This is a genomic window from Faecalicatena contorta (assembly GCF_021531995.1).
Taxonomy (GTDB): domain Bacteria; phylum Bacillota; class Clostridia; order Lachnospirales; family Lachnospiraceae; genus Dorea_A; species Dorea_A contorta_A.
Genome location: NZ_JAFBIZ010000132.1, coordinates 1 through 7,207, shown reverse-complemented (window position 1 = coordinate 7,207; position 7,207 = coordinate 1). Strand labels below are relative to the sequence as shown.

Here is a 7,207-nt window from a genome sequence, read left to right as displayed (position 1 = left end):
TTACTATACAGGGATATCTTTGTGAGTATCCGCACTGGAGGAAATAGGATATGCAGAATATATTAGTTGTAGAAGATGATTATGATTTGAATCAGGCGATCTGTTATTCTTTGAAAAAGTCAGGATATGGAGTTTATGGTGTGACTTTTATGGAAAAAGGGAAGCAGATTTTTTTTGAAAATCAGATAGATATGGTCCTTCTGGATGTGAATCTTCCAGATGGCGAGGGATTCTCTTTTTGCCAGTGGGTAAAAAAGCAAAGAGAAGTTCCGGTCATTTACCTGACAGCCAGGGATATGGAGGAGGATGCTCTGGCAGGATATGAATCCGGGGCAGAAGATTACGTTACAAAACCATTTTCAATGAAGATTTTACTTAGAAAAATAGAAGTCATTTTAAAAAGAACTGCTTCGGTCAATCGTCTGATTTTTGCAGATGAGTATTTATATATAGATTTGGATAATGCACGAGTAACGGTAAAAGATCAGGAATGCCCCGTCACACCGACAGAGTGCCGCCTGCTTCGTCAATTTCTTATGAACCGGGGACAGCTTCTGACTTATGATCTGTTATTGGAGCGGTTGTGGGACAGTGGAGGACAGTTTGTGGACAAGCACACACTGGCAGTAAATGTGAATCGCCTGAGAGGAAAGATTGAAGATAAGAATCACAGGTATATTTCAAATGTATATGGGATGGGATATCAATGGATTGGCTGATGTGTATCATGATGATAATTTTATTTGCAGCAGTACTGGTATTGTTATGGAAAAACTACCGGATAAAAAAAGAAGCGAAGTTGTTTGCTGAAAAGGTGGAAGATGCTCTGGATGCTATCGTAACAGGAAAAGAATGGAATATGGAAGAAGAATTGGAGGATAGCCTCTGGGGAAGAACAGGAACACAATTAGCGAAAGCCGGGCACGTATTTCGGAAAAAAGAAGAAGACGGTTTTCGTGAGAAAGAAAGAGTAAAGGGATTGATTTCTGATATATCCCATCAGACAAGGACGCCCATTGCCAATATAAAACTATACCTGGAACTCCTTGAGGACGAGGAGTTTTCGCAAAACGGTCAGGAGTTTTTGGGAAAAATCAAAGGACAGATGGAAAAAATTGATTTTTTAATGCAGAGCATGGTAAAAATGTCAAGGCTTGAAACGGGAATTCTGCAAATACATAAGGAAGACCAAAATCTATACGAAACAATTCGCCACGCAGTTGCCGATGTGGTTCCGGAGGCGGCGTTGAAGGGGATTGATCTATATGTGAACTGCGAAGAAAACATGATGATTCGTCATGACAGCAAATGGACGGAGGAAGCAATTTATAATATTCTGGATAATGCACTCAAGTATACCGAACCCGGTGGAAAGATCCATATTCAGACAGAAAGACAGGAATTATTTTTTAAGATCAGTATTTCCGATACTGGAAAAGGGATTGCCCCGGAGAGGCAGGCAGAGATCTTTACAAGATTTTACCGTGAGCCGGAGGTTCATGATAAACCAGGGGTTGGGATCGGATTATATCTTGCAAGAACAATCATGGAGCTTCAGAAGGGCTACATAGAAGTACAGTCTGAAATGGGAAAAGGAGCGTGTTTTCGCCTGTATTTTCCAGTGAATGAATCGTAACATAACCGATCGGGGATTGTCACAATCTTGTGATAATTGAAAATTGAGACAGGTTTGTGATTTTTAGGAGATATTCTATAGAGTATCAAAAGAAGGAGGCAAACCAATGAAAGAATACATTGTAGAGACAAGAAGCTTAAAAAAATACTATCAAATGGGTGAAAATACGGTAAAGGCATTGGATGGCGTAGATTTTCGTGTGAAAGATCAGGAATTCGTTGCGATTATCGGAAAAAGCGGATCCGGGAAAAGTACACTTTTGCATATGCTGGGTGGACTGGATGTGCCAACAGAAGGGGAGGTGTTGGTAGAGGGTAAGTGCCTTCTGGGTCTGAAAAAAGAACAGCTTGCCATATTCCGCAGAAGAAAGATCGGGTTTATTTTTCAAAATTATAATCTTGTCCCGGATCTTAATGTATATGAGAATGTTATTCTTCCGGTGGAACTGGATGGGAGAAAGGTTGATGTGGAGTATGTGGATGGGATACTCGAACTGTTAGGGTTGTCAGAGAAGAGGGAAGCTCTTCCTGGAACATTATCTGGTGGACAGCAGCAGAGGACTGCGATTGCCAGGGCGCTTGCGGCGAAGCCCGCCATTATTCTGGCTGATGAACCGACGGGAAATCTGGATTCGGTTACCAGCCATGATGTACTTGGACTTTTGAAAATGGCAGCAAGACAGTTCAGCCAGACATTGATCCTGATCACGCATGACAGAGACATTGCACAGCTTGCAGATCGTATCGTACATATTGAGGACGGAAAGATTGTAGGAGATACCAGGAAGGGAAGTGATTCCTATGCTTGAGAATCCGAATCAGAAAGTGATCAAGAGGATGGCACGGAATGCTTTAAAAGTAAACAGGAGAAAGACCATTACTTTGTTCCTTGCGGTTCTTCTTTCTTCCTTTTTGGTATTCACAATATTCACAGTTGGAGATTCTTATTTTAGACTTCAGAAAATTCAGAACATCCGTATGTCAGGAGCTGAATTTGATGCAATCATGTATGGGGTGACGGATGAACAGAGGCAAATGTGTGAGAACAACCCGGATATCGTTCTGACAGGTACGGTGGGAGTCTGTGGATGGGTAGAAAAAACAGATCAGGATTCCACGCCTAATGTGGGACTGATCTGGGCAGATGATGGATATTGGACACAGATGATGGAGCCGGTTAGAGAAAAGCTGGAAGGAAGCTATCCGACAGCTTTGGATGAGATAATGGTAACAAAATCCGCTTTAAAAGAATGTGGTTATGAAAATCTAGATGTAGGCGATACCCTTGCTATGTCTTATGGAACAAATGAGGGAATCTTTACAGGGACTTTTCGAATCTGTGGGATCTGGGATGGATATGGACCCAAGAAGCAGTTTTATGTCTCGAAAGAATTCTATGATCAATCGGGATGGAAGCTTTCTCAGGCAGCTTCCGGTCGTTACTTTATGGATTTTAAGCAAAAAATAATGACAAAAACAGAGCAGAATGCTTTTATCGAAAGTATGGACCTTGGAAAGCAGCAGAATCTTTTCTTCATGGCAGATCTTGACGCATCGGTTCAGATATTGGCAGGCCTTATTGGCTTGATTGCGGTTACCTGTTTGTGTGCGTATCTGCTTATTTATAATATTATGTATCTTTCCGTAGCTGGAAAAGTTCGTTATTATGGTCTGCTTCAGACGGTCGGAATGACGGAAAAGCAGATAAAAAGGATGATGAAAGAACAGATGCTTCTGATAGGATCTGCAGGGACAGTACTTGGATGCCTGGCAGGTGGGCTGGTATCCTTTTTCCTGATTCCTGTTGTAGTTAAATCACTTGGAATCAAAAGTGGTTATGTTGGAGCAGATATGATTCGTTTTCATCCGGCAGTTCTGCTGGCAACCATCTTACTGGTTGGAGTTACCATCTTTCTGGCCAGCCAAAAACCGGCAAAAATGGCAGCAGATATCTCTCCAATAGAAGCGCTTGGTTATCGTCCGACCCATAAAACCGTAAAAGAAAGAAAAGCAGGAAAGGGGAAAGTAATAGCAAGACTTTCTATGGAGCAGTTTACAAAGGATAAGAAAAGAACTGCGGTGGTACTGTTGTCTTTGGCAGCCAGTCTGTCTGTGTACCTTTGTATTGTGACCATGCTGGACAGTCAGGCAGCAAGAACCATAGTGTCAAATTATATGGATACGGATATGGTCATTCAAAATGATACGGCATGCAAAGAAAAATCAGAAGACAGAAGAGACGTTCTGGATGAATCTCTCGTGAAGTCGATCAAAGAAAATGCTGGAGTCTCTGAAGTACATTCTATGATATTTGCCGAGATTACAGTTCCATGGGAACCGGATTTTGCTGAGATGTGGATGAAAGAATTTTATGCAAAGTGGATGAGCATTCCATATGGTAAGGAAAAGGACGAGTATCAGAATCATCCTGAGAATTTTGGATCCTCTCTGATTGGAATTGATGAACAGGAATTTGATTATTTAAATAACAGTCTTGAGCATCCGATAGGTAAAGGGGACTTCCTTTCGGGAAAAGCATGTATTGTTTATCGAAATGGTTTGGATCTCGCAGATGCTGATATCATAGGAAAAAATGTGACATGTGCTTTGTATGAAGATCAACAAACGACAAAAACCTTTACCATAGAAGGAGTTACGGACGAGAATTATTATACGGCACTCCTTGGATACCCACCGACGATTATAGCCAGTGATCAGGTGGTGAAAACATTTGCCAATCATCCAATTACACTTAAGACCAGCATAAAATATCACAAAGAATATGATAGAGATACAGAGCAACAAATCCTGGCGTTATTAGAAAAAAATGACAATGCAAAAGACTTTTCCTGGGAATCCAAAATCGAAGATGCAGATGAGATTGAAAAAGCACAGGGCAATATGCCGCAAGTGGGAATCGGGATTGTGTTGATTCTGGCTTTTATCGGAATCATGAACTACATGAACACCTTTGTAGTAAATGTGCAGAGCCGGATGACGGAGCTTTCGGTTATGGAGAGTATCGGGATGACCCCGAAGCAGCTTCTTGGAATGCTGGTCAGGGAAGGAGTTTTCTATGCAGGCGGCGTATGGCTTGTTACGCTAACAGTAGGAATGGGAGTAACGTATATTCTTTATGAATCAATGAATTATCGGGGGATTGCGTTTTCAGTGCCATTACTTCCACTTTTATTTGCAGTGGGAATCAGTTTGCTGGTTTGTACTATGGTTCCAGTCCTTACTTGGATTGTTTTGGAAAAGAATGGAACTGTTGTTGAGAGAATTAAGGGAGTTGAGTGATATTGAAGCAACGCACCATAATGGTGACACCATAATTTAAGGTGGTGCTTGATGTTGTTTTGGATTTAGGTGATACTATAATCACATCTGCAGATGATAAAATCAAAATGAAAGGAGCAGATTTGATATGGTCGAATTTGGCGAACAACTAAGAAGAGCAAGAGAAGGTAAGGGAATGACTCAACAATCTCTTGCAGAGCAATTATACGTAACAAGGCAGTCTGTTTCCAGATGGGAATGTGGTGACAGATATCCTGATTTGCTTACAACAAAGAAAATATCTCAGATTCTTGATGTAAGTCTTGACGATCTACTGGCTGGAAAAGATATGGTAAAATTGGTAGAAAGAAATCCTGTAATAGAAAAAAAGAGTGCAAATTATATAATGATTGCTCTCTATGCGTTTATTGTATTCTCATTCTTAATTACAATAATTGATATGATAATTAGGTTTCCGCTGCAATCACAGGCAGTTGGTTACAGTGATATTCAGCTTATTGTGATTAATATATTGGGAATAATCATTCAGATTGTATTTTTTACTTATGGATTATATCAAGCTGTAAAGGGCACATTATCTCCAAAAAGGATGGGGGTTGTTATTGTAGCGTATTTTGGTGCAATGTGTATAACAGGATCTGAAAATATTATTAGATATGCAACATGGCAACTTGTTTGTGTTGGAATTGCTTTAATAATTCCAAGCATCATAGGTGCTATTGCATCCTTTTGCTATTTTATACGTTGTAAGAATGATAAGATATGGTCACGTTTGATTTCGGTGGCAGCAATCTGGGAAATTATCCGAATTGTAATCAATAATTATCAGATGATTAGGTATGCAGAACAGTATTTGTCAATGAACACCACAGTAAGATTAGTATTACAAATGGCCATCTATGGATTGATTCTATATCAAACATTTACGTTGACCAAGAAGCGAAAGAATGCTATAGAGATTAGCAATACAGAAAATACAGAAAAGCAAAAAAATTTGATTGACTAAAAATCGTAGTCACAATATAATATATGTAGGAGAGAAGCCTGCGTAAGCGAAGTAAAAGTAGACGGGACAGCCTACTTCCTGATTGGGGGCAAATAATAGCCATTGAAGATTGACCGGTGTATTCCGATCCGCTGTCCATATTAAGAGATTAGGCGTCTGTGAAATATCAGACGCTTTTCTTTTACATGAGAATAAGGAGGAGAGAGGTGTTACATAGCAACGATTTATTAACAATCGAAACTATGCCATCTTGGTCTGATATAAGCCTGCCACTGTATAAAGAGTTTTCAGAACAATACTTGATTCCAACGATATTTCGATACTATCTAGAAAATGGAGAGATTATAGATGTTCGTTTTGAGGAATGGGCAATCTATCATATTCTTGGAATACAGCATATTAATGGAAAGATTTCTAAAACGAAATTTTTTGAAGAAATCGAAAACGGACTTGATTTAGATTCATTCATGGAGAATAAAAAACTAAAAAAGCGTTTGAATGATTTTAAACACAGAATTCGGATGTTTGGATGTATATATCAGATCATGAAAGATGAGGAATTGTTTTATATTAAAGACAAACAACTTAAGGATAGTTCCGTAAAAGCTGATTATATTAAATATGCTCTGATCGATAACAAGGGAGCCAATGTGGGAATCAGATATTTTGAGAATCAGTATATTGCATATACAATGTTGATTGACAGAAGTAGCAATCCAACTGCAACAGTTGAAGGGTTAATCCCAATACGAATAGAAAAATTGGAAATAATTCGAGACGGTGAGATTGTTGAGACGATAGTACATAAATAAAAGCCAGATACCATTTCTGATACCTGGCTGTGAAGAGAAGTGCTCAGTTGTTTTAGGATGCTGTGGGTTTGCAGCAAGTATGCAGCACACATATCCGCAAAGCCTTATTTTATGAGCTTCCACAGTTTCGCAAACGTTAATCATATGTTTTCAGAACGTACAATTTCAGAAAAGATTTTCAACCTCTCAGGACTTCGGTTTTGGGAGGTTTTTGTTGTGTATTTTTAAATGCAAATGTGATAAAATAACTGTATTATAAAATATTGGAGGGAGAATTATGGAACAAACTTTTTGACGGATATGGAAATAAAAAAAGTTCGTCATTTAGAGAACATTTCAATTCCTTTTGATAAAGATAAAAGAAAACATTTGATTTTAACAGGAAAAAATGGAAGTGGAAAAACAAGTGTATTGGAAGCTGTAGTAAAATATATTCAAAGCTTTTTGGGTGAAC

At 39.1% G+C, this 7,207-nt stretch carries 6 protein-coding genes; all 6 read left to right on the top strand.

The features are described from left to right. The first annotated feature begins 50 nt into the window (after positions 1-50). The 6 genes from JQM82_RS13595 (at position 51) to JQM82_RS13570 (ending at position 6,753) form a co-directional block, all read left to right on the top strand. Positions 51-719 (top strand): response regulator transcription factor, encoded by a 669-nt coding sequence (locus JQM82_RS13595; protein WP_235250924.1) that lies wholly within the window; start codon positions 51-53, stop codon positions 717-719. Further along, complete coding sequence (locus JQM82_RS13590; RefSeq protein ID WP_235250923.1) at positions 707-1,636, top strand: sensor histidine kinase; 930 nt, start codon at positions 707-709, stop codon at positions 1,634-1,636. Before JQM82_RS13595 ends, JQM82_RS13590 begins: the two co-directional genes overlap by 13 nt. Positions 1,637-1,742: 106 nt before the next feature. After that, positions 1,743-2,444 carry an ABC transporter ATP-binding protein gene (locus JQM82_RS13585; RefSeq protein WP_235250922.1) on the top strand — a complete coding sequence of 234 codons (702 nt, stop codon included), beginning with the start codon at positions 1,743-1,745 and terminating at the stop codon, positions 2,442-2,444. Further along, the gene (locus JQM82_RS13580) at positions 2,437-4,935 is read left to right on the top strand and encodes an ABC transporter permease (RefSeq protein WP_235250920.1); all 2,499 of its coding nucleotides are present in this window, start codon (positions 2,437-2,439) and stop codon (positions 4,933-4,935) included. Before JQM82_RS13585 ends, JQM82_RS13580 begins: the two co-directional genes overlap by 8 nt. A 127-nt stretch (positions 4,936-5,062) precedes the next feature. Continuing rightward, complete coding sequence (locus JQM82_RS13575) at positions 5,063-5,941, top strand: helix-turn-helix domain-containing protein (protein WP_235250919.1); 879 nt, start codon at positions 5,063-5,065, stop codon at positions 5,939-5,941. 206 nt (positions 5,942-6,147) lie between these two features. After that, positions 6,148-6,753: a PBECR4 domain-containing protein gene (locus tag JQM82_RS13570; RefSeq protein WP_235250918.1), complete on the top strand. Its 606-nt coding sequence runs from the start codon at positions 6,148-6,150 to the stop codon at positions 6,751-6,753. Positions 6,754-7,207 lie beyond the last annotated feature (454 nt).

Coding starts and splice junctions, on each gene's coding strand:
- JQM82_RS13585 (WP_235250922.1), top strand. CDS start 1,743: ATGAAAGAATACATTGTAGAGACAAGAAGCTTAAAAAAATACTATCAA.
- JQM82_RS13595 (WP_235250924.1), top strand. CDS start 51: ATGCAGAATATATTAGTTGTAGAAGATGATTATGATTTGAATCAGGCG.
- JQM82_RS13575 (WP_235250919.1), top strand. CDS start 5,063: ATGGTCGAATTTGGCGAACAACTAAGAAGAGCAAGAGAAGGTAAGGGA.
- JQM82_RS13580 (WP_235250920.1), top strand. CDS start 2,437: ATGCTTGAGAATCCGAATCAGAAAGTGATCAAGAGGATGGCACGGAAT.
- JQM82_RS13590 (WP_235250923.1), top strand. CDS start 707: ATGGATTGGCTGATGTGTATCATGATGATAATTTTATTTGCAGCAGTA.